Here is a 19,127-nt window from a genome sequence, read left to right on the forward strand (position 1 = left end):
GGGCCGTCCGCGGCACGTCGGCCGTGCTCACCAGGGGGCCGACGACCTGGTGAACGGTTTCCGGCGGGAACCGAGGTCGGGGTCATGGGGAGGTCAGGGGTGAAGCCGCCGCCCCCGCACCCGGCGCGGCGTCGGGCTCCGCACCGGGCTCGATCGCCTGTACGCCGCGTTCGTGGGGGTTGAGTGCGAGGAAGGCGACGGCCGCGAGGGCGCCCCCGACGATCTGCGAGAGCAGGTAGATCCACAGCGAGGACCAGGAGAACAGTCCGGCGATGGAGCCGCCCACGGCGACGGCCGGGTTGAACGCTCCTCCGGAGATGCCGCCCACCGCTATGGCGCCCGCGAGCACGGTGAATCCGATGGACAGACCGTAGAAGGAATTGTCCGGGTGGCTGCTGCTCGTGGCCACGTTCAGCACGACGTAGGCCAGGGCGAAGGTGAACAGCACCTCCACCAGCAGCGCCGCGCCGAGCTGCCGTCCCGACAAGGAGAGGGCCGTCACCTTGTCCGGGTCGACGGCCCAGCGGGCGATCAGCGCTCCGGCGGCGCCTCCCGCCAACTGCGCCACCACGTAGGTCGCCGCTTCTGCGGCGGTGATCCGTCCCCGCAGGAGGACGGCGAGGGTGACAGCGGGGTTGTAGTGGGCGCCCGAGACATGACCCCCGGCGTACACCATCACCATCAGGACCCCACCGATCGCCAGCGGAGCCAGAGGGGCTTTGGTGAGTACCGCCGCTGCGACGGTGAGGACGAGGAATAACGTGCCGATGAATTCAGCGACGCACTTGCGCAAGATTCTCTCCTTTGAGGACTCGGGTCGCGCAGGGGATCGGGTGTGGTGCCTTGCCGTTGCGATACGCAGGAGCCCAGAGCCTGAGACCACGTCAGGGCGGGCACGAACGACGTGCTTGCCCTTGCCCGGTGCAACACCGTATGGACCAACCGGAGGGCTGCCCACCGGTCGAGCCCTTACGAAACGCTGACGTATGGCACGCGGTGGCCGTCAGGAGCGCATGGCCGCCGAGGGCTATCCGTCGGCGGCGGCGGTGAGTTCGGATCCGTTCCAGGACGACGAGGCGCGCTTCGAGGAGGGCCTGCGCGCGAGCGGCACAAGTGCGCTAGGGGGATCCCTAATTGTGGCGTCCGGCCTCATGGCAGGTCTGGACCAGTCATGGCACCCTACCGGCGACAAAGCGTCGGACAACGTTGTCCAACGCTCTCGGGCACCTCCAACGGACTTGGAGCCGACCGCATGAGACGTGTCGCCACCTTATTCAGCGCCCTCACCCTCGCCACCCTCGGCTGGACCGCCGGAACCGCCGCCCACGCCGCCGTCCCGTCCCACCCCGCTCAGGGAACCTCCGTCTCCACCGAGGAGCAGCGCGCCGCCGTCCGCTTCTGGACGGCGGAACGGCTGCGCACCGCCCAGGACGTCACCACCCTCCCCGCCGCCCGCACCGCGAAGCTCGCGGACCCCGCGCCCACCGCGGGTGAGCGGGTGACCGTGCCCCCGCTCCCGGGCCCCGCCGCCCCCGTCTCCGCGCCCTCGCACCGGGCCACGTCCCCCACCCCCTGGACCGGCGGCGGCCTGATCAGCACCACGGCGGGCAAGGTCTTCTTCCAGAACGCCTCCGGCGGCACCTTCGCCTGCTCCGCCACCGTGGCCAACAGCGACAACAAGTCCGTCGTGCTCACGGCCGGCCACTGCACCGTGGACGCGGCCACCGGCACCGGCTACCGCAACTGGGTCTTCATCCCCGGCTACAACAACGGCAACCGCCCCTATGGCACCTTCCCCGCCCGCCGCCTCTTCTGGGACGGCCAGTACGTCTCCACCCGGGGCAACGCCAACTGGGACTACGCCTTCGCCGTGATGAACACGGTGAACGGCCGCACCCTGGCCGACACCGTGGGCGCCCAGGGCATCGCCTTCAATTCGCAGACCGGCCGCCATGTCCACTCCTTCGGCTACGGAGGCTCCGCCGCCGAGGGCAACGGCGAGCGGCTGAACCACTGCGAGGGCAATGAGTTCGCCGACGCGGGCCGCCCCGGCTCCACGATGTGGGGCATCGACTGCGTCCAGACCGGAGGGTCGAGCGGCGGCGGCTTCCTCGCCGACTTCTCGGGCGGCGCGGGCTATCTGATCGGCAACATCAGCGTCAGCGCGGGCACGAACGAATACCACCCGACGCTGGGCAATGAGGCCCTCGACCTCTACCGCCGGGCGGGCGCCGAGTAGGCCCGCCACCCACCTCGCACGGCCCGCCCTCTCCGTCCCCGACCAGGAGGAGGGGGCGGGGCACGCGCCGGGCCCTCGCCTTGCCTCGCGTTGCCTCGCCTTGCCTTGCCTCGCTGCAGGGCGCCCCGGCGCCCCGGCGCTCCGGCGCACAATGAGCGCATGACGAGGAGCGACGCACCACCACGGGATACGCGGAACGCGGCCACCGCCCACGCCTGGGCCGCCCTCGGCGGCGACCCCGCGCTGCCGGCGCAAGTGACGTACCGCCCGGTGAGCGGCGGACTGCCCGCCCGACTGCCCGTGGCCGAGCTGGCCCGCGCCACCGTGGGCGTGTGCTCGCTGGCCGCCGCCGAACTGGGCGCGCGGCGCTCCGGCGGGGCCGTTCCGGCGGTACGGGTCGACGAGGGTGCCGTCGCCACCGCGTTCGTCAGCGAACGGCACCTGCGGATCGACGGCCGGAAGCCCACCAACTTCGCCCCGTTGTCCGGCTTCTGGCGTGCGGCCGACGGATGGGTCCGTACGCACGCCAACTACCCGCACCACCGGGCCCGGCTGCTCGCCCTCGGCCTGCCCGGCGACAGCGGGCCGGACGAACTCGCGGCGGCGCTCGCGGCCCGCCCCGCGCGCGCGATCCAGGAGACCGTCTACGCGGCGGGCGGTCTGGCCGTGGCCGTGGCGGAGCCCGGCGAGAGCGAGATCCCGCTGGCCGCACTGCCGTTGATCGAGTCCCGGCGGGTCGGCGAGGGCGTCCCGCGCCCGCTCCCGCTCCCGCTCCTGAAGGCACCCCAGCCCGCGAGCGGAGGGTCGCCGGTGAGCACGGGGACCGCGAGCGGGGGGTTGCCCGGGAACGGGGCGCTGTCCGCGAGCGCCGTGTTGCCCGCGAGCGGCGTGCGCGTGCTCGATCTGACCCGGGTCATCGCCGGACCCGTGGCCACCCGCACCCTGGCTCTGCTCGGCGCCGACGTACTCCGTATCGACTCCCCCCGGCTGCCCGAGGACCCGGACGCCCACGCCGACACCGGCTTCGGCAAGCGCTCCGCCGCGCTCGACCTCGCCGCGCCCGAGGACCGCCGGACCTTCGAGGCGCTGCTCGCGGACGCCGATGTGCTGGTCACCGGCTACCGCCCGGGTGCGCTCGACCGCTTCGGGCTCGCCCCGGACGCCGTGCTGGAGCGCCACCCCGGGCTGGTCGTCGCCCAGCTGTGCGCATGGGGCTGGTCCGGGCCCTGGGCCGGGCGGCGTGGTTTCGACAGCCTGGTCCAGGCGGCCACCGGCATCGCCGCGATCGAGGCGAAGGGCGATGGCGACGGCCACCCGGGTGCGCTCCCCGCCCAGGCGCTCGACCACGGCACCGGCTATCTGCTGGCGGCGGCGGTGCTGCGGGCGCTGACCGAGCGCCAGGACACCGGCGGCGGGCGCCATCTGCGGCTCTCCCTCGCGGGCACCGCGTCCTGGCTGACCCACGGCATCGCCCCCGCCGCCCTGGCGGACGGCCCGGCCCATGACCCGTCGCCCTGGCTGGCCGAAACCGCCTCCCACCTGGGCACGTTGCACCACGCCCGCTCGCCGATCGCCACCCCGGACGGCCCCCTGGACTGGGCCCGCCCACCCGGCCGCCTGGGCGCCGACGTCCCGCGCTGGCTCTGAGCCCGGCGGATCTTTCCCCTACCCGCCCCTTCCCGAAACTGGGGCTTCGCCCCAGACCCCGGGGGTTGACGAGCCGACCGTCGTGCCGTGAGCACCTGCGCCGGTGGGCTGGTCGCGGTCGGCACGCCGGTGCGGCAGATGGCCGCACTTCCCGGTCGCCCGGCCGGGGTCTGGGGCGGAGCCCCGGGTTTGCCCTGGCCCCGAGCCTCGGGGGTTGATGAGCCGACCGTTGGCCGTGATCGGCTCACCGGTCAGGGCGCCGGGGTCTGGGGCGGAGCCCCAGTTGTGGGAAGGGGCGGGGAGGGGAACAGGCCGCCGCAGGCGTCACGATCCGTCGGACACACACCCCCTAACGTCCACCGGGGCAAATTCGGTTGCCGCCAAGCCCTCCCCTGACGCGTAGTGGTGTCCGACACGACTCAGGAGGCTCAGGAGGGTGCCGATGAGCGCGAGCACGATGCACGCCGACGAACGGCCCATCGACGCGGCTCTCGTACGGCGGCTGCTCGCCACGCAGTTCCCCCGGTGGGCGGGGCTGCCCATCGAGCGGTTCGCCTCGTCGGGCACCGTCAACGCCCTGTTCCGGCTCGGCGACGACCTCGCCGTACGGCTGCCGAGGATCGCGGGCGGCGCCGGGGACGTGGAGCGGGAGCACCACTGGCTGCCCCGGCTCGCGCCCGCGTTGCCGGTCCCCATCCCCGCGGTGGTCGGCAAGGGCGCGCCGGGCGACGGCTTTCCCTGGCCGTGGACCGTGCACCGCTGGCTCGACGGGGAGAACCCGCGGGAGGGGCGGGTCGCCCGGCCCGGAGCACTCGCCGCCGACCTCGCGGAGTTCATCGTCGCGCTGCGCCGGATCGAGCCCGCGGACGGGCCGCCCGCGTACCGGGGCGGACCGCTGCGGGAGGTGGACGAGGAGACCCGTACCGCGATCGGCCTGTTGCGCGGACCAGCGGGCACGATCGACACCGACGCGGCCACCGCCGCGTGGGAGGAGGCGCTGGCGGCGCCCGGCTGGGAGGGGCCGCCGGTGTGGGTGCACTCCGATCTGATGCCGGGCAACCTGCTGGTCGCGGACGGGCGGCTGAGCGCGGTCATCGACTTCGGGACCGCCGGGGTGGGCGACCCCGCCTGCGATCTGATCCCGGCCTGGAATCTGCTCCCGGCGTCGGTGCGGGAGGACTTCCGCGCCGCGCTCGGCGTGGACGACGCCACCTGGGCCCGGGGCCGGGGCTGGGCCCTGAGCATGGCGCTCATCCAGCTCCCGTACTACCGCGAGACGAATCCGGCGATGGCGGCCAACGCCCGCCATGTGATCCACGAGGTGCTGTCCCCGCGAAACGCGTAGGGCTCCCCTCGACGTGAAACAGCGAGGGGAGCCCTGAGAGCGCGTGACGCCCTTACCGAGCCCTACAGCCGGGCCGTGGACAGCGAGCGCTTGATCATCGGGGTGAACCGCTGCTCGATGAAGCGGTAGAGCACCCAGGCGAGGCCCAGCATCACCAGCACGGTCAGGGCGAACGTCCCGTAGGAGGGGATGCCCAGCTTCTGGTGGAGCACCCAGACGACCACCCAGCCCAGATGCTCATGCACCAGGTAGAACGGGTAGGTCAGGGCGCCCGCCACGGTCAGCCAGCGCCAGTCGGCCCAGTTGAGCTTGCCCAGGGCGATCAGCGTCACCGCCACATAGCCGAAGGCGACCACGGCGATGATGCCGGTGGCCGAGCGGTAGGAGAAGGCGTCCACGTTGGCCGGGTGCCACAGCTCGCGGATCGCGTAGTGCTGGCCGATCAGGAAGCTGATCCCGATGATTCCCCAGGCCAGGGCGTCATGGCCGAAGCGGTGGAGCAGATAGATGCCCATCCCGCCGATGAAGTACGAGGAGTACTCCGGCATCAGGACCACGTCCAGCAGCGGCAGGTCCGACGCCTCGGCGAACGCCGAGCCCAGCGTCCACACGGCGCAGAAGAGCACCACCCGGTGCCGGGTCGCGCCCGGGAGCACCACGAACAGCGCGAAGAGGGCGTAGAAGCGCAGCTCCGCCCACAGCGTCCAGCACACGCCCAGCACCCGGTCCACCCCGAGCGGCTGCTGCAGCATGGTGAGGTTGACCAGCGCGTCGCTGGGCGACACCGCCTTGTAGGCGACCCAGGGCAGTGCGAAGACGCCGGTCACCAGGATGATCGCGACCCAGTAGGCGGGGTAGAGGCGGGAGACGCGCGAGGCGAAGAACGAGCGCAGCGGCCGTCCCCATCCGCTCATGCAGATGACGAAGCCGCTGATGACGAAGAAGATCTGGACGCCCAGACAGCCGTAGGCGAAGTAGCTGGAGAGGGTGGGGAACTGGGCGCGGGGCGAGGAGCCCCACGCCTGGGTTATCTCGCCGTCGCGGCCGCCGTAGTGGTACGCGGCCACCATGAGCGCGGCGAGCAGGCGCAGCCCGTCCAGCGCCCGCAGCCGCACCGGATGGCCACCGCCGCGCGCCGCCGCCTTGGCGGTGCGCTCGGCGGATCGCTCCAGGCCGGCGGATCGCTCCAGGGCTATGCCGGGGGCGCGCGGCGGCGTCGGCGCGGGAGCCGTCGCCGCCGCGTTGGATATCGGCCCGGTGTCGGCGGGGGATATCGGCCCGGCGTCCGAGTCGGATATCGGCCCGGTGTCGGGGGCGGATATCGGCCCGGTGTCGGGGGCGGGCGGCGCGCTCATCCGGTGACCGTCCGCTTGAGGGCGGCCCGCTTCAGGGCTCGGGCCCGGCGCGCCACCTTGCGCACCGTCTCATTGCGCGGGATGAACGCGAGCTGTGAGGGCACCGCCCCGGGCAGGGCGAGCGCGGTCAGCCGGCGCTTCTTGAAGTAGCGCCACGTGTTGTTGTCCAGGTGGGCGGCCAGATAGCGCTCGGTGGCGGGCCGCAGATCCGGGTAGATCTTGGCCTGCATGCAGAAGCCGACCGCGGTGACCAGCCCGGTCAGCCGCTTGCCCGCCCGCTCGTCCACCGGCTGGGCGGCGGCCACCGCCTTGTGGTCCTCGAGGTCGGGCAGCAGCGCGTCCACGATCGTCACCGGCACGCGGTTGCTGTTCTGGTACGGGGTGAGCCGCTCCAGCAGCGTGTCGGTGCCGATCCGGGCCACCGGCAGCCCGTAGAAGACGTCGGCGGTGAGCAGCGCGGTGGAGAAGCAGCCGATGACCAGGGCCGGGCTCATCCGCTGGTACAGCACCTCGGCGAGGACCGGGGTGTCCATGACGGTCAGCTCCGCGCCCAGCTCCGCGGCCTTCTTCTCCAGCATCCGCGACCAGCGGGCCGGCGCGGTGGGGTGCGGCTTGAAGACGACGGTGCGGTGGCCCAGCGCCACGGCGCCGCGCAGCATCCGCAGATGCAGCTCTTCCTCCTCCTGCGGAGTGAGGATGTCCAGCGCGGACAGGTACTGGCCGAGCATCATCGCCGGGCCGCTGCCGACCCCGATCCGCTCGCTGGCGGAGGCCACGCTGCGCGGGGCGGCCTCGGCCACCTCGGCGAGCACCTTGGTGAACACCTCGGTCGGCAGGATCTCCGGCTCGACGCCGAACTCGGTCAGCAGCAGCGGCCGCAGCCCGGGTACCAGGTCGAGGTGGAGCAGCCGGCGGATGCGGGTGCCGATCAGCGGGTCCAGCTTGTTACGGGTCGGGCCGTAGCTCATCAGCCCGTCCGCGTAGACGTCGATGGGCGCGCCCTGGAACACATTGGCGACCGCCATCGCCGGGTTGACCTGGATGGACTCCAGGATCAGCTCGACCTTGTCGTCGCCGAGGTTCCACAGCAGCCGCAGATGGCGCTCCCACAGCGGGGCGTCGTCGACGCGCGGGGCCCAGCCGCCGGGGTGGAACGGCGAGATCGTCTCGTTCCAGGACAGCACCCGGTCGAAGCGGCCGCGCAGCCGCTCGAAGCCGGGCATCTCGTCCACCGGCGGGGTGGTCTCCGGCGTCGCGGCGTTGTTGCTGATCAGCAGCAGCCGGCGGTCGGCCGGGCCGACGCTGCCCGCGTCGATCGCGGCCGCGAGGGTCGCCGCCCCGTAGAGGGTCGAGGCGAGGAAGATCTGGGTGCGCTTGCGCTCCGCCAGGGGCTTGTAGGCGGACATCAGGCCGCCACCTCCGCCCCCGCGGACCGGCGCTTGACTCGCCGCAGTCGTGCGGCGCGCTCGTAGTCCATGGAATCCAGTGCGTCCTTCAATACGTCCTGGGGCATGCGTTTCATCGCCGCCGCCGACATGGAACGGAGTTTGCGTGCCACTTGTGGTTCGAATCTCTCGATGTTGCCGAGGTGGTGGGAAATGATCGCGCAATAGGTGCGGACGGCCTTCGGCAGCAGGGTGTCGGCGTCGCGGTCCCGTGCGGTTTCCTCGATCACCTGGTCGAATGCGCGAATGAAGTCGAGCTGCCGCACATCGCCGATCTGGGTGAGCGAGGAGGAGACCCCGCGCCGGTAGAACACCCCGGCCAGGCCCAGGACGGCGAAGCTGCGGGCCTCGCGGTGCAGCCGCCAGATCCAGGGCCGGTCCTCGGCGGTGCGCAGCCCGTGGGTGAAGTGCAACAGCCCCTCGTCGACCAGGCGGCGGTGGTACATGCCCGCCCAGGCGTAGGGGTAGTCGACGGAGGTGGAGCGGTCGGCCGGGAGGATCACGTCCCGAGGGTTCATCACCTCATCGCGGCGGCCGTGCGGCACCCGGGTGATGGAGCGCGCCCGGGCGGTGCACTGGACGTGGTCGGTGCGGACGAAGTCGCACCCCAAGTCCTCGATCGCCGCGAGCAGTTGGGCGTAGTAGCCGGGGGCCAGCCAGTCGTCGCCGTCGAGGAAGGCGATGTACTCCCCCGTGGCGTTGTCCAGGCCGGTGTTCCGGGCGGTGGCCAGCCCACCGTTCTTCTCATGCCGTACGTAGACGGCCCCCGGAAGGTCGCGTTCTGCCCGCTCCAGGATCTCCGGCGTCCCGTCGGTGGCACAGTCGTCGACGAGAATGAATTCGAAGTCCTCACGCGCGTTCGCGCGCAGACTTCTGAGCGTGTCGGGGGCATAGGTCTGCACGTTGTAGAACGGCACGATGACGGAGAGCTTAACCACGCGGGTGACGCTAGGTCTCCGGTCGGCATTCGTCTTGACCTACGGTGTACGTAAAGGTGAACGAAGAACGTCGGAACGGTTAACCCGCCGCTCCGGCCAGCCGATTCTCCAACCGTCGACGTTCTGTTAACCCTTTGTTGCTCTTGCGTTGGGCCGTGAATCGACAACGCTTCCTAGCGTCTCCGACGTGTCCTCACGTACCAAATCCTCTGTGCGAGTCGCCGTGCTCGCCGACTCCGACACCCGGTGGAAATGGGGCGCGCTCACCGCGCATCGCCTCGTACCGGACGGGTCGGGTTCTGCCTCGGAGCGCCGCCTCGACGGCTTCCTGCTGCGCGGCCGCGCCACGCCGACCGCCCGGCAGCTCACCGAGGTCGGGGTGCGCGCCGACGCGATGCGCGAGGTCACGGGCGTGGAATTCGTACGGGCGATGGACCGTGAGCGCTATGACGTGATCGTCCTCTCCCTGGTCGGCGGCGCCGTCCAGGCCATGCTGCACGGACTGCGCCACGCCTGGGAGGGCGCCGACCGCCGCCCCGTGGTCGTCACCGGCTATGTCGGTGTCGTCTACGAGAAGCTGGCCGACGGGCTGCTGCTGCGCCACGGCGCCGATGTGGTGCTGGCCAACTCCCGCCATGACGCCGAGCGCTTCCGTGACGTCTACAAGGGCGTCGGCGCCGACGCGGAGAGCGTCGTGGAGTGCGCGCTGCCCTTCCTCGGCGGCGACCGCTACGACGAGAAGGCGCGGCTGGGCCGGAAGTACCCCGGAGGGACGGTCGTCTTCGCCGTCCAGCCGTCCGTCCCGGACAACCGCGCCGACCGCACCTATCTGCTGCGCCGCGCGGTGGAGCACGCGCGCCGCCACCCGGACCGCGAGGTCGTGGTCAAGCTGCGCTCCAAGCCGGGCGAGCACACCACCCACATCGAGGAGCTTCCCTACCAGAAGCTGATCGCGAAGTTCGGCGACAACCTGCCCGCCAACTTCCGGCTCGCCTACGGGAACATGGGCGAGGTCCTGGACACCGCGGACCTGCTGGTCACGGTCAGCTCCACGGCCGCCCTGGAGTCGCTGCACCGCTCCATACCGACCGCCGTGCTCACCGACCTCGGGGTGCGGGAGACGCTCGGCAACCACCACTTCCTCGGCTCCGGCTGTCTGGCCTCCTGGGACCAGCTTGACGCCGGGCACCTGCCCGAGCCGGACGCCGAGTGGCTCAGCCGCCAGGGCGTGGCCGCCGACGGGCCGTACGAGACCTGGTTCGACGCCGCGCGGGAGCGGGTGGCCGAGCTGGCCGCCGCACCGGCCCTCCCGCCGCTCGCCCCCTTCTACACCCCCGTCACCGCACCCGGCTATCTGCCCGGCCGGCTCGCCCGGTACGGCTTCGAGCCGGACGGATCACCCCGCCCCGGGGCCTCCGCCGAGGACGAGGCGCAGGTCTCCGCGTTGCGGCGGGTGGTGCGCAACACGATGCGGGAAGCGGCCCGCGGCGCCTATCGCCATGGCGTCCAGCGCGTGGCTCCCGTCATCCGGCGGATGGGGGAGCTGTGAGCGACGCGAATCAAGAGGAGGCCCTGGGGGCCTCGATCACCTCTGCAACCCCTGAAGGAGCCGCCATGACCGCCTCGAGCCCGTGTGTGCTCGCCGTGATCCCCGCCCGTGGCGGGTCGAAGGGCGTCCCCGCGAAGAACCTCGCCGCCGTCGGCGGTGTGCCGCTGGTCGCTCGCGCGGTCATGGAGTGCCGGGCGAGCCGCCTGGTGACGGACGTGGTCGTCTCCACCGACGACACCGGCATCGCGGCCGCGGCGCGCGGTGCGGGCGCGGTGGTCATCCAGCGGCCCACCGACATCGCGGGGGACACCGCCACCAGCGAGGCGGCGGTGATCCACGCGATGGACGCCTACGAGGCGTCGCACGGCACCACCGTGGACGTGGTGCTCCTGGTGCAGTGCACCAGCCCCTTCATCATCAGCGAGGACATCGACGGGGTGGCCGCGGCGGTCGCCGAGAAGGGCGCCGACACCGCCCTGACCGTCGCCCCCTTCCACGGCTTCGTCTGGCGCGAGGGCGAGAACCCGCGAGAAGACGGCGGCGACGGGGTCAACCACGACAAGTCGTACCGCCCGCGCCGCCAGGACCGCCCCCAGGACTTCCTGGAGACCGGCGCCGCCTACGCGATGGACGCGCGGGGCTTCCGCAAGGCCGGGCACCGCTTCTTCGGCCGCACCGACCTGGTGCGCACCGACCCCGCCCGGGTGCTGGAGATCGACGATCCGCACGATCTGGCCCGCGCCCGCGCGCTCGCCCCGCTGTTCGACGCCGAGCGGCCGGGCGCCCTCCCCACCCGCGACGACATCGACGCGGTGGTACTCGACTTCGACGGCACCCAGACCGACGACAGGGTGCTCGTCGACTCCGAAGGACGCGAACTCGTGGCCGTGCACCGAGGCGACGGGCTCGGGATCGCCGCCCTGCGCCGCGCTGAGCTGGCGCTGCTGATCCTGTCCACGGAAAAGAACCCGGTCGTCGCCGCACGGGCCCGGAAACTCCAGGTCCCCGTGCTCCACGGCATCGACCGAAAAGATCTCGCACTGAAGCAGTGGTGCGAGGAGCAGGGCATCGCGCCGGAGCGCGTGCTCTACGTCGGCAACGACGTCAACGACCTCCCGTGCTTCGGCCTCGTCGGCTGGCCCGTGGCGGTCGCAGGTGCGCACGACGTCGTGCGCGGCGCCGCACGTGCGGTCACCTCCACCCCCGGAGGTGACGGCGCGATCCGCGAGATCGCCTCGTGGATTCTCGGAAAGGAACTGTCTTAAGTGAGCTCCAACTCTCGCCTCCGCACCCTCGGTGACAAGATCGCCGGACCCGGCCACCCGGTCTATGTCACCGGTGAGATCGGCATCAACCACAACGGCGACCTGGAGAACGCGTTCAAGCTGATCGACGTCGCCGCCGAGGCCGGCTGTGACGCGGTCAAGTTCCAGAAGCGAACCCCGGAGATCTGCACCCCCCGCGACCAGTGGGACATCGAGCGTGACACCCCCTGGGGCCGGATGACCTACATCGACTACCGCCACCGCGTGGAGTTCGGCGAGGACGAGTACCGCGCCATCTCTGAGCACTGCGCCAAGCGCGGTATCGACTGGTTCGCCTCCCCGTGGGACACCGAGGCCGTCGCCTTCCTGGAGAAGTTCGACGTCCCGGCGCACAAGGTGGCCTCCGCCTCGCTGACCGACGACGAGCTGCTGCGCGCCCTGCGGGCGACCGGCCGCACGATCATCCTGTCGACGGGCATGTCCACCCCCAAGCAGATCCGCCACGCGGTGGAGGTGCTCGGCAGCGACAACATCCTGCTGTGCCACGCCACCTCCACGTACCCGGCCAAGGCCGAGGAGCTCAACCTGCGCGTGATCAACACGCTGCAGGCCGAGTACCCCAACGTGCCGATCGGCTACTCCGGCCACGAGACCGGTCTCCAGACCACCCTGGCCGCCGTGGCGCTCGGTGCCGCGTTCGTCGAGCGTCACATCACCCTGGACCGCGCCATGTGGGGCTCGGACCAGGCCGCCTCGGTCGAGCCGCAGGGCCTGACGCGGCTGGTGCGGGACATCCGCACCATCGAGGAGTCCCTCGGTGACGGCGTCAAGAAGGTCTACGAGAGCGAGCTCGGCCCGATGAAGAAGCTCCGCCGTGTCGCGGGCGTCGTCGCCGAGTCCGAGTCCGAGTCCGAGTCCGCCGACCGCGAGCCCGCCGCGGTCTGAGGCACTCTGCCGTGAATCCACCGGCCGGTGAGCCCGGCCCTTGCCCGGAAGCGGCGGGCACCCCTGACTCGTCGGGGGCTGCCCGCCGCTTCCGGGCCCTGCCTTTGGACGGTGCGATGGTCTCCGCTGCCCCTCTTGCCCCCGCGGCCACGCTTGCCTTCGTCGAGAGCCCGGTTCAACTGCTGAACGTGCTGGAGTGGGCGTACGCCGACGCCCAGCGCGCCGGGGGCCCCGGGGCCACGGCGCCCCAGGACCTCACCGTGGTGGTGCTCTCCCCGCACGATCCGATGACCCGCGGCCAGCTGCGCCGGATGGCCGAGCTGGCGCGGGACGAGGGCTTCGCCGTGCGCTGGGAGGACGCGCGCGGCGGGGCCGGTGCGCCGATCAAGACCATCAGCGGGCTGCGCGGACCGCTGCGCCGGGCCGGGCGGATCGTCATAGGCGATCCGTTCTCCCGCTATGTCCAGCTCCTGCTGACCCTCACCCGGGCCAAGGACCTGGTCGTGGTGGACGACGGCACGGCCACCATGGAGTTCATCTCCCAGCTGGCCAAGGGGGAGCCCCTGGTGCGCTGGCACCGGCGCGGCAGCAAGGGGGCGCGCGACATGGTGTTCGCGCCGGTCTCCGCCACCGCGCGCCGTCGGCTCACCCCGGGCACCAAGCGCCGGGTCGAGGTCTTCAGCTCGATGCCGGTGGAGCCCCCCGCCGGGGTCGCCATCACCGCCAACGACTTCGCCTGGACCCGCGCCCGGTTCGGCCCGCCCCGGCTCACCGGGGGCACCGACCTGGTGGGCACGTCCCTGGTCGAGACGGGCGTGGTGGACCTGGAGCGCTATCTGGAGGCGGTCGGCTCACTGGCCCGCGCCCACGGCGCCACCCGCTACTTCGCCCACCGCCGGGAGAGCGCCGAGAAGCTGCACCGGGTCTCGGCCGAGGTGGGTCTGGAGATCGTACGGCCCGATCTGCCGCTCGAGCTGATAGCCCGCCGCGGCCCCATCGGCCACACGATCGTGAGCTTCCCCTCGACCGTGGTGCACACCCTGCCGCTCGCGCTCGTGGGCACCGGCGTCCAGGTCGCGGTCTGCGATGTGGACCCCGCCTGGCTGACCAGCGACGCCTCCCCGCGCGCCCAGGGCTTCCTGTCCGGGGTCACCGGGACGGCGCGCGATGTGCGCCGGCTGGGCTCGGGGCCGCAGGCGGGGTCGCCCCCGCCGAGGGACGCGGCCCCGCCCAGGGACTCGGTCCCGCAGCGAGACGCGGCCCCGCCGGCGAACCCGGGACCGCCCGCGGCACCGGTCGCGGCGTCCTGAGACCGGTCGCGGCGTCCCGAGGCGTCTCAGGTTCTGAGCTCGTCGCCCGTACGGCCGTGTGGCGCATCTCACCCGCGGCCGACCGGGAAACCAGCTGTTATACCCCCTGACTAGGAGGATCATGCAGCGAGGCGGGTACTTTTGCGTACCCGAACAGATTGAATTTTTGTTGATCGACATTCGGTGGACCCACCTGGCGTTCTACGCTTCTTCAGGTGAAGCAATTGATGTCCCTCGATGCGACCGATGTCACACCCACCACCGCGCCCGCGCTGCCCGGCACGCTCCCCGAGGAGCTGGGTGCCGAACTCATCGCCTTCCGGCGCGACTTGCACATGCACCCCGAGCTCGGCAACTGCGAGTTCCGCACCACCGCCGCGATCAAGGCGCGGCTGGAGCAGGCGGGACTCGAGCCGCGGGTGCTGCCCTCCGGCACCGGTCTCATCTGTGACATCGGCCCGCGCGACGGCGTAGCGCCCCTGCTGGCGCTGCGCGCGGACATCGACGGGCTGCCCATCCCCGACACCAAGACGGTGGACTACCGCTCGACCGTCGCCGACCGCGCCCACGCCTGCGGCCACGATGTGCACACCACCGTGGTGCTCGGCGCCGGTCTGGTCCTGGCCGAGCTGGCCCGCGAGGGGCGGCTGGCGCGCCCGGTGCGGCTGCTGTTCCAGCCCGCCGAGGAGGTGCTGCCCGGCGGCGCGGCCGACGCGATCGAGGCGGGCGTGCTGGACGGTGTGGGCCGGATCCTGGCGCTGCACTGCGACCCGAAGGTCGAGGTCGGCCGGATCGGGCTGCGCGTGGGGCCGATCACCTCGGCCTGCGACCGGCTGGAGGTCTCGCTGGACGGGCCGGGCGGCCACACCGCGCGCCCCCATCTGACCACCGACCTGGTGACCGCCGTCGCCAAGGTGATCACCGAGGTGCCCGCGCTGCTGGCCCGCCGGGTGGACGCCCGCTCGGGTCTGGCGGTCACCTGGGGCCGGGTGGAGTCGGGCCACGCCTGCAATGTGATCCCGCAGCACGCCGAGCTGTCAGCCACGGTCCGCTGCCTGGACCTGCCCGCCTGGCGGGAGGCCCCGGACCTGGTCCATGCCGCGGTGGACGAGATCGCCACCCTGCACCGCGCCAAGTCGGAGATCAACTACATCCGCGGGGTCCCGCCGGTGGTCAACGAGGCGAGCTCCGCCGAACTGCTGCGGGACGCGATGATCGCCCGCCGGGGCGCGGACGCGGTCGAGGGCACCGAGCAGTCCCTGGGCGGCGAGGACTTCTCCTGGTACCTGGAGCGGGTGCCCGGCGCGATGGCCCGCCTCGGCGTCCGCAAGGCCGGCGACACCACCCGGCGCGACCTCCACGCGGGCGACTTCGACGTGGACGAGGGCGCGATCGCGGTGGGCGTGGAGCTGTTCACGGCCGCCGTGCTGCTGGACCGGAACGCGTAAGCCCTGGCGGGCGGTCGCCGGAACCGACGCGGACGGCCGGGTGGCGTATGCCGCCCGGCCGTCGGCATCGCCCCGAGGAAACCTCACCGGGATCGACGGCAACCGGTCGTTCTACGGGTTCGCGTGCATCAACCTCGGCAACGGGCACGGCATCGTCGGGCGGATGCGGTTCGCGCTGCACGCGATGACCTGGACCGAGGCGAATCCGGTGCCGCGGATGTACCAGCCACCGACGACATCGCCTCCCCATCTGAGCCGGTCATCCGCTGCCGCGAACCACTCTGCCTGCCGGGCCGAGTCCTTGTCGTGGTCCGTGAGGAATGACGGGCTCAACTCGCTGACCTGGTCTCTATACCAGGCGGAGGCTTTGTCGGGCGCCTCGAAGGTGGCCTTGATCATTCTGGCCGGGCGGAGCAGCCAGTGCGGTACCTCCAGCGGGGGCACGTCGCTTGCCATGAAGGCGGGGCTGGCCGCCGCGATCCGCTTCCACTCCTGGGGCGGGATGTCCTCTACGACGAGGTGCGGTGGCCGCCGGGCGGACTCGTCGTCGTACGTGCGGCGCTCTCCGGTCCAGCGGTAGCAGTGCCAGTGGTTGGGCATGGGCGGGGGCGATGCGGTCATTCAGGGTACTTCCTGGTGGTGGGAGCGGCCCGCGCTTTCGGGCGGGCCGCCGTTTGCCTGTGCCGCCGGACGCGGGCTACCTCGCGTACTGGCGTCCGTCGTCGGAGTCGCCGGGCGTCTGGCCACCCGGGGAGGGGGCGTCCGTGTCCGGCATGGTGTCGCCGTCCTCCGGGTCATGGCGGATGACGGCGTGCTGTAATCGCATGGGGCCTCCTGAGTTCACTCGCGCAGGGGTGTCCCCGCGCGATGGCGCGGTGCTCGTCCCGGCCACTGGCCTGCAAGCGGGAGGCGGGACGAGCCTTGCCGGACGGGACTCCGGCCCGGCGGTCCAGGCCGGTACCGGAGTCCCTTCGTCCCTGCCTTGCCGATGGACCGTCGTCGGCCCGTGCCAACCGGCAGGGGTCTGGGAGGGCGGGCCGCTGGCACCGTCGTCCGGTACCGGGGGCCGGAACACCAGCGCCCCACCCGGTCTATATGGCCGGATCGCCCGCGAAGCAGAGGCAGACCGCGAGCGCCAGCAGCGCGGGGACCGCAGCGAGCATCGGGCCCATGCGGGTGGCGCGCCACTCTTCACGGAGCTGGGGGTCCGCCTCGCACGGGGTGGCGCTGTTCTCGTCGTGGTGGTCGATGACCTTCCGCGTGTGGCCGTAGCTGCTGCCCTCGCCGCGCCACAGCCACTCGACGCGGGATGGCATGTCAGCTCCCGCCGAGGTTCTCGTAGTGGTCACACGTGGCGTTGACGGAGCGGGCGAGTTGCTGGGCGTGTGCGATCCGGGTGGACGGTGTGGCGCCGGATTCCACGCGCATCCGCATGCGGGCCTCGCCGATGCAGGCGCGTGCGCAGGCGCGCCGGGTGTTGTCCTCGGGAAGGCTGTGGGCCATCTGCTCGACTGCGGGGACGGCGGTCATGATGTGCTCGCGCAGCCGGAGGGTGAGCGTCTCCATCTCCTCCGTGGAGGGGAGTTCGGCGTCCTCGGCGAGCAGACGGCGCGTGGTGGCGCGCATCGTCTGGATGTCGGGGGGGCATTGGTGCCGCTCTTCGCTGGTCGGCGGACGGGTGGGTGAAGTGGCCATGCTGGCGCTCCTTGTGGCGTTGGCCGCGCCCCGGGAGACTCCGCCGCCTCGCCGGGTTTTCGTCGTGCCCGCCGATGCCAGGAGTGAGCTGTGCGGCACAGCCAGCAATGTGCACGGATGTGCGCGCAGACTTCCATCGTGCTACAAGGCTTATTTTCTCCCTTGACGAAACCCTATCGCCGGACGAGTTTGGTGCACATCAGCGCACGACGAACGGCACGGGAGACGGCCATGCCCTTACAGTTCATCGGGATCGATCCCGACACCGGCAAGAACGGATCACCCACAGCCTGGGTGGACCAGGAGACTGCGGACATCGTGATCCAGAGCTACACCGCCGATGACGCCACCCGCACCCAGTGCGTCCAGACGCCGGCGCCGGGGCACGCGCCTGGCATTCCCGAGCACGAAACGGTCATCCGTATCCCGGCTCGCCTGATCCCGGTGCTGAGGGAGGCATGCGATGTCGCAGAACACGCTCAGCTTTGACGAACTGTTCCAGGCCGCACAGCATTCAGCAGTGCACCTCGAGATGCGCGACCAGTACGCCGTCGGCGATGAAGCCGACGACTTCAACACCTGGCTGGCCACTGGGCGTCGGGACGTCGACCCTGCCTCCGAGTACTGGGCGCCGTGGACCGACATGATCTCCCGCGCGGTCGCTCGCGGCGTCGTGGTGCGCCGAGCACGCATCGTGTCCGAGCCGGTCACCGACTACATCCGCTACGAGCATGCCGGGACCGTCGTGAACGTCGCCGCAGGCGAGCAGGTGCGGTGGCTTCCCCGCCGCCGGGCCGTCGACCTGATGCTTCCGGGCGCAGACCTGTGGCTCTTCGACGGAACGCGGGTGCTGTTCAACCACTTCACGGGAGATGGCAACTGGGCTGACCCTGACATGGAGTTGCGGACCGAGCCGGTCATCGTCAAACAGTGCTCGGACGCGTTTGACGCGGTGTGGGACCGCGCGATTCCTCACGACCAGTACGAGATCCGCTGACAGGAAGCGCCACGGCCAGCTCATGACCATCTCACCGTCGTCCTCAGCCCAAGTAGCCCGCGAGAACGTGGCGCGCCAGCTGCGCGACCTGAGGAGAAATGCCGGGTTGACGGTCACTGAGCTGGCCTCCAGGTGCGGCTGGCACCATGCCAAGACCTCCCGGATCGAGAACGCTCGCACTCCGCCCTCACCGACGGACATTCGCCTGTGGTGCCGCGCAGCCGGTGCTCTCGACCAGGCTGCGGACCTGATCGCGGCCTCGCAGCACGCCCAGTCCCTGTACCGGGAGTGGCGGCGCCGCGTGCGCACCGGTCTGGCCAAGCTCCAGGACAGCTACACCGAGCTGTACCGGTCCACGGAACTGCTGCGCGTCTATTCGCCGGTCCTGGTCCCCGGCCTGTTGCAGACGGACGGCTACGCGAGAGCGCTGCTGTCGATGAATGCCCGGTTCCTCGAGGTCCCCGACGACGGGGCGGAGGCTGCGGCGGCGCGTCTGGAGCGGTCGCAGGTCATCCACGAGCCGGGGCACCGTTACGTGTTCCTCATTGAGGAGGCCGTGCTGTATTACCAGCTCGGCAACGCGGACGCGATGGCTGCCCAACTGGGCTACTTGCTGACTGCGGGGGCCTTGCCGCAAGTGTCGTTCGGCATCATCCCGGCTGGGACGCGCGAGCGGGTTCTATGGCCTCAGGAGACATTCGACGTGCACGACGACACGCTGGTGTCCGTCGAGTTGCTCTCCGCCGAGGTGAATGTCACCCAGCCGTCGGAGATCGCTATCTACGTGAAGGCGTTCGAGCAATTGCGCGGCATGGCCGTGTACGGGGCCGAGGCGCGGGCGTTGATCCTGAAGGCCATCGAAGCCCTGCACTGACTCCGGGCGCGGCGGGCCCTCGAATCCGCCAAACGGGGGACCGACCACCCGTACCGGGGAGCCGACCGCGGGTAC

19 protein-coding genes are annotated in these 19,127 nt (G+C 71.5%); 11 read left to right on the forward strand and 8 right to left on the reverse strand.

Going from position 1 to position 19,127, the window contains the following annotated elements; all coding sequences use genetic code 11:
* Nucleotides 1–82: 82 nt before the first annotated feature.
* Nucleotides 83–793 carry an MIP/aquaporin family protein gene (locus tag ACZ6TD_RS27600; RefSeq protein ID WP_471342440.1) on the reverse strand — a complete coding sequence of 237 codons (711 nt, stop codon included), beginning with the start codon at nucleotides 791–793 and terminating at the stop codon, nucleotides 83–85.
* A 459-nt stretch (nucleotides 794–1,252) separates the two neighbouring features.
* On the opposite strand from ACZ6TD_RS27600, the gene ACZ6TD_RS27605 reads away from it, so the two are divergent.
* From ACZ6TD_RS27605 to ACZ6TD_RS27615, 3 genes are all read left to right on the forward strand, one after another.
* The gene (locus tag ACZ6TD_RS27605) at nucleotides 1,253–2,239 is read left to right on the forward strand and encodes a trypsin-like serine peptidase (protein WP_471342442.1); all 987 of its coding nucleotides are present in this window, start codon (nucleotides 1,253–1,255) and stop codon (nucleotides 2,237–2,239) included.
* A 159-nt stretch (nucleotides 2,240–2,398) separates the two neighbouring features.
* Nucleotides 2,399–3,886, forward strand: a complete 1,488-nt coding sequence (locus tag ACZ6TD_RS27610) for a CoA transferase (RefSeq protein ID WP_471342443.1) — start codon at nucleotides 2,399–2,401, stop codon at nucleotides 3,884–3,886.
* Nucleotides 3,887–4,328: 442 nt separating this feature from the next.
* Nucleotides 4,329–5,231, forward strand: a complete 903-nt coding sequence (locus tag ACZ6TD_RS27615; RefSeq protein WP_471342445.1) for an aminoglycoside phosphotransferase family protein — start codon at nucleotides 4,329–4,331, stop codon at nucleotides 5,229–5,231.
* A 62-nt stretch (nucleotides 5,232–5,293) separates the two neighbouring features.
* Here the strand turns inward: ACZ6TD_RS27615 and ACZ6TD_RS27620 are convergent, their stop codons facing one another.
* The 3 genes from ACZ6TD_RS27620 to ACZ6TD_RS27630 are packed head-to-tail and all read right to left on the reverse strand — an operon-like array spanning nucleotide 5,294 to nucleotide 8,969.
* Complete coding sequence (locus ACZ6TD_RS27620; RefSeq protein ID WP_471342447.1) at nucleotides 5,294–6,586, reverse strand: acyltransferase family protein; 1,293 nt, start codon at nucleotides 6,584–6,586, stop codon at nucleotides 5,294–5,296.
* The gene (locus ACZ6TD_RS27625) at nucleotides 6,583–7,992 is read right to left on the reverse strand and encodes a polysialyltransferase family glycosyltransferase (RefSeq protein ID WP_471342448.1); all 1,410 of its coding nucleotides are present in this window, start codon (nucleotides 7,990–7,992) and stop codon (nucleotides 6,583–6,585) included. The genes ACZ6TD_RS27620 and ACZ6TD_RS27625 overlap by 4 nt, the downstream gene beginning before the upstream one ends.
* Nucleotides 7,992–8,969 carry a glycosyltransferase family 2 protein gene (locus ACZ6TD_RS27630; RefSeq protein WP_471342450.1) on the reverse strand — a complete coding sequence of 326 codons (978 nt, stop codon included), beginning with the start codon at nucleotides 8,967–8,969 and terminating at the stop codon, nucleotides 7,992–7,994. Before ACZ6TD_RS27630 ends, ACZ6TD_RS27625 begins: the two co-directional genes overlap by 1 nt.
* Nucleotides 8,970–9,156: 187 nt before the next feature.
* On the opposite strand from ACZ6TD_RS27630, the gene ACZ6TD_RS27635 reads away from it, so the two are divergent.
* The 5 genes from ACZ6TD_RS27635 (at nucleotide 9,157) to ACZ6TD_RS27655 (ending at nucleotide 15,486) form a co-directional block, all read left to right on the forward strand.
* Complete coding sequence (locus ACZ6TD_RS27635; RefSeq protein WP_471342451.1) at nucleotides 9,157–10,518, forward strand: DUF6716 putative glycosyltransferase; 1,362 nt, start codon at nucleotides 9,157–9,159, stop codon at nucleotides 10,516–10,518.
* Between the two features lie 65 nt (nucleotides 10,519–10,583).
* Nucleotides 10,584–11,783 carry a cytidylyltransferase domain-containing protein gene (locus ACZ6TD_RS27640; RefSeq protein ID WP_471342452.1) on the forward strand — a complete coding sequence of 400 codons (1,200 nt, stop codon included), beginning with the start codon at nucleotides 10,584–10,586 and terminating at the stop codon, nucleotides 11,781–11,783.
* Nucleotides 11,784–12,728: an N-acetylneuraminate synthase family protein gene (locus tag ACZ6TD_RS27645; RefSeq protein WP_471342454.1), complete on the forward strand. Its 945-nt coding sequence runs from the start codon at nucleotides 11,784–11,786 to the stop codon at nucleotides 12,726–12,728.
* Between the two features lie 116 nt (nucleotides 12,729–12,844).
* Entirely contained in the window at nucleotides 12,845–14,038 is a 1,194-nt protein-coding gene (locus ACZ6TD_RS27650; RefSeq protein WP_471342456.1) for a hypothetical protein, read from the forward strand.
* Nucleotides 14,039–14,265: 227 nt separating this feature from the next.
* On the forward strand, nucleotides 14,266–15,486 hold the full coding sequence (locus ACZ6TD_RS27655) for an amidohydrolase (RefSeq protein WP_471358084.1): 1,221 nt from the start codon (nucleotides 14,266–14,268) through the stop codon (nucleotides 15,484–15,486).
* A gap of 111 nt (nucleotides 15,487–15,597) precedes the next feature.
* On the opposite strand, the gene ACZ6TD_RS27660 is transcribed toward ACZ6TD_RS27655, so the two are convergent.
* From ACZ6TD_RS27660 to ACZ6TD_RS27675, 4 genes are all read right to left on the reverse strand, one after another.
* Entirely contained in the window at nucleotides 15,598–16,107 is a 510-nt protein-coding gene (locus ACZ6TD_RS27660; RefSeq protein WP_471342459.1) for a hypothetical protein, read from the reverse strand.
* A 76-nt stretch (nucleotides 16,108–16,183) separates the two neighbouring features.
* Nucleotides 16,184–16,312, reverse strand: a complete 129-nt coding sequence (locus ACZ6TD_RS27665; RefSeq protein ID WP_471342461.1) for a hypothetical protein — start codon at nucleotides 16,310–16,312, stop codon at nucleotides 16,184–16,186.
* A 265-nt stretch (nucleotides 16,313–16,577) separates the two neighbouring features.
* A complete protein-coding gene (locus tag ACZ6TD_RS27670; RefSeq protein WP_471342463.1) occupies nucleotides 16,578–16,802 on the reverse strand; it encodes a hypothetical protein in 225 nt (74 codons plus the stop codon).
* A 1-nt stretch (nucleotide 16,803) separates the two neighbouring features.
* Nucleotides 16,804–17,181: a DUF6415 family natural product biosynthesis protein gene (locus tag ACZ6TD_RS27675; RefSeq protein WP_471342465.1), complete on the reverse strand. Its 378-nt coding sequence runs from the start codon at nucleotides 17,179–17,181 to the stop codon at nucleotides 16,804–16,806.
* Between the two features lie 231 nt (nucleotides 17,182–17,412).
* Here ACZ6TD_RS27675 and ACZ6TD_RS27680 point away from each other — a divergent pair, with 231 nt between their 5' ends.
* From ACZ6TD_RS27680 to ACZ6TD_RS27690, 3 genes are read left to right on the forward strand one after another with little or no spacing between them, the layout of a single operon-like run.
* Complete coding sequence (locus tag ACZ6TD_RS27680) at nucleotides 17,413–17,670, forward strand: hypothetical protein (protein WP_471342467.1); 258 nt, start codon at nucleotides 17,413–17,415, stop codon at nucleotides 17,668–17,670.
* Nucleotides 17,645–18,178 (forward strand): DUF6879 family protein, encoded by a 534-nt coding sequence (locus tag ACZ6TD_RS27685; RefSeq protein WP_471342468.1) that lies wholly within the window; start codon nucleotides 17,645–17,647, stop codon nucleotides 18,176–18,178. Before ACZ6TD_RS27680 ends, ACZ6TD_RS27685 begins: the two co-directional genes overlap by 26 nt.
* Before the next feature lie 22 nt (nucleotides 18,179–18,200).
* Nucleotides 18,201–19,052, forward strand: a complete 852-nt coding sequence (locus ACZ6TD_RS27690; protein ID WP_471342469.1) for a helix-turn-helix domain-containing protein — start codon at nucleotides 18,201–18,203, stop codon at nucleotides 19,050–19,052.
* Nucleotides 19,053–19,127 lie beyond the last annotated feature (75 nt).

Source organism: Streptomyces yongxingensis, assembly GCF_055597465.1.

Coding starts and splice junctions, on each gene's coding strand:
- ACZ6TD_RS27605 (WP_471342442.1), top strand. CDS start 1,253: ATGAGACGTGTCGCCACCTTATTCAGCGCCCTCACCCTCGCCACCCTC.
- ACZ6TD_RS27610 (WP_471342443.1), top strand. CDS start 2,399: ATGACGAGGAGCGACGCACCACCACGGGATACGCGGAACGCGGCCACC.
- ACZ6TD_RS27615 (WP_471342445.1), top strand. CDS start 4,329: ATGAGCGCGAGCACGATGCACGCCGACGAACGGCCCATCGACGCGGCT.
- ACZ6TD_RS27620 (WP_471342447.1), bottom strand. CDS start 6,586: ATGAGCGCGCCGCCCGCCCCCGACACCGGGCCGATATCCGCCCCCGAC.
- ACZ6TD_RS27625 (WP_471342448.1), bottom strand. CDS start 7,992: ATGTCCGCCTACAAGCCCCTGGCGGAGCGCAAGCGCACCCAGATCTTC.
- ACZ6TD_RS27640 (WP_471342452.1), top strand. CDS start 10,584: ATGACCGCCTCGAGCCCGTGTGTGCTCGCCGTGATCCCCGCCCGTGGC.
- ACZ6TD_RS27650 (WP_471342456.1), top strand. CDS start 12,845: ATGGTCTCCGCTGCCCCTCTTGCCCCCGCGGCCACGCTTGCCTTCGTC.
- ACZ6TD_RS27655 (WP_471358084.1), top strand. CDS start 14,266: ATGTCCCTCGATGCGACCGATGTCACACCCACCACCGCGCCCGCGCTG.
- ACZ6TD_RS27660 (WP_471342459.1), bottom strand. CDS start 16,107: ATGACCGCATCGCCCCCGCCCATGCCCAACCACTGGCACTGCTACCGC.
- ACZ6TD_RS27665 (WP_471342461.1), bottom strand. CDS start 16,312: ATGCGATTACAGCACGCCGTCATCCGCCATGACCCGGAGGACGGCGAC.
- ACZ6TD_RS27670 (WP_471342463.1), bottom strand. CDS start 16,802: ATGCCATCCCGCGTCGAGTGGCTGTGGCGCGGCGAGGGCAGCAGCTAC.
- ACZ6TD_RS27675 (WP_471342465.1), bottom strand. CDS start 17,181: ATGGCCACTTCACCCACCCGTCCGCCGACCAGCGAAGAGCGGCACCAA.
- ACZ6TD_RS27680 (WP_471342467.1), top strand. CDS start 17,413: ATGCCCTTACAGTTCATCGGGATCGATCCCGACACCGGCAAGAACGGA.
- ACZ6TD_RS27685 (WP_471342468.1), top strand. CDS start 17,645: ATGTCGCAGAACACGCTCAGCTTTGACGAACTGTTCCAGGCCGCACAG.
- ACZ6TD_RS27690 (WP_471342469.1), top strand. CDS start 18,201: ATGACCATCTCACCGTCGTCCTCAGCCCAAGTAGCCCGCGAGAACGTG.